General features: G+C 34.1%; 2 protein-coding genes. One reads left to right on the forward strand and one right to left on the reverse strand.

Features of this window, described 5'->3' with window-relative positions:
- The coding region (locus Q0140_RS03680; protein ID WP_297962015.1) for a hypothetical protein at nucleotides 1-656 on the forward strand (656 nt) is incomplete at its 5' end.
- 45 nt (nucleotides 657-701) lie between these two features.
- Here the strand turns inward: Q0140_RS03680 and Q0140_RS03685 are convergent.
- A partial coding sequence (locus Q0140_RS03685) for a chorismate synthase (RefSeq protein WP_297962017.1) occupies nucleotides 702-1,572 on the reverse strand: 871 nt, incomplete at its 5' end.

Consider the following 1,572-nt stretch of genomic DNA (forward strand, 5'->3'; position numbering starts at 1 on the left):
CGATGAGAGGATTTTTCGCCGCCGCAGCCGCAATCGTCGCCGTGATTTTTACTTCGATGATTTTCAAGCTCTCTGCGACCAAAATGATCTCTGATATCTCCGATAGTAAGGTCTTTAGGGCGTATTTAATTAACTTTATCGCCCGAGTGCTTTGGACTATCGTATTTATTTCGCCTTTACCATACTCTATGAATAATAATATTGTGAGCTTGGAGACTCTAGATTATACCTTACACGAGCAAGGCGGTTCTTTCGTGGAGGCATTCTATTGCATTTTAGCGGCTATGGCTATAGGACTTAATCACTCTATGGAGATTAAAGATACGCAATTTGTTACCATTTGGTATGTAACGATTACAGCGTTTAAGATTATCGGCACCATAGCACCGGCAATAGTATATTGCTACTTAGGAGAAGCCACTAAGAGTAAAATTTTTTATGCTTACGCGTGGTTATATTTTATATGTTTAGTGCTTGTAGAAATCATCAATTCGTTTATTAAACTGCCAGAAATGAGTAGTGCAACTACAGCGTACATGGTACTTGCGGTAATCCTTTTATCTGAAATTTTAGAACTTATCGCTTGGATTAGAATTAAAGGAATTTCGGGCGCGGAGCTTTGGAATAAAAATTTATGGACGCCGCCAGCAAAATAGATCATTAAAAATATAGCTTGAATCGCATACACAGGTCATAAAATTTTAAAATTCAGCGACGCGAAATCCCATATTGTCTATGATCTCTTTCAGCGCCATGGTGCTCATGTGCGTATCGTCGGAAAAATATACGTCCTTTACGCCGCTTTTTATTAGCCTGTTTAAAATTTCTTTAGTGTCTACAAATACATATCGCTTATTCTCTCCTCGAAGCAGTTCAAAAAAGCGGCTCTTCCCATATTTCTTATCCAAAATATGGTCGTAATACAGATCGTATTTATCTACCATCGGCATAAAATATAGTTTTATGCCGAATCTATCTAAAAGCCCCTGCACTTCATTTAAATTTCTATTTAGCGCTGCGATATTTTCGGCATTTGATTTATCTAATCCATATAGATCTTCGTAATAAAATAATAGTCCGCTTTGATCTTTGGAGGTAAAAAAATCTCCATCCAGCTTCAGATAATACACTTTTGATAAAAAGGCATGATCGTTGAACCTGTAAGCTATGCGATATAAAACACTATTGTAGTTTAATGTATTTATAAAAAATGGCTTTGGAGTTTGGAGATACGATGGAGCACGTTTTTGAGCTATTAAATTTGATCTTTCATTTTTAAATTTATCCAAATCTAATTCTTTAAAATCTAAAAAACTTTTATCTTTTATATCTAAAATTCTTTTTATATGGGAAAATATTTTAACTCCTTTTTCTTCTAAAATATCTATTGCAATAGCACCTGCAAAAGTCAAAGGTAAAGTTATTCTTCCAGAAAAATGTCCTCCACCTCTAATATCATTAAAACCTCTAAATTTTATTCTTGCTGGATAATCTGCATGGCTAGGTCTTAATAAATTTTTTAAATTTTCATAATCTTTTGAAATAGTATTTGTATTTTCAAATATCACACAA

Origin of the sequence: uncultured Campylobacter sp. (assembly GCF_938045405.1) — a bacterium.
GTDB lineage: Bacteria > Campylobacterota > Campylobacteria > Campylobacterales > Campylobacteraceae > Campylobacter_B.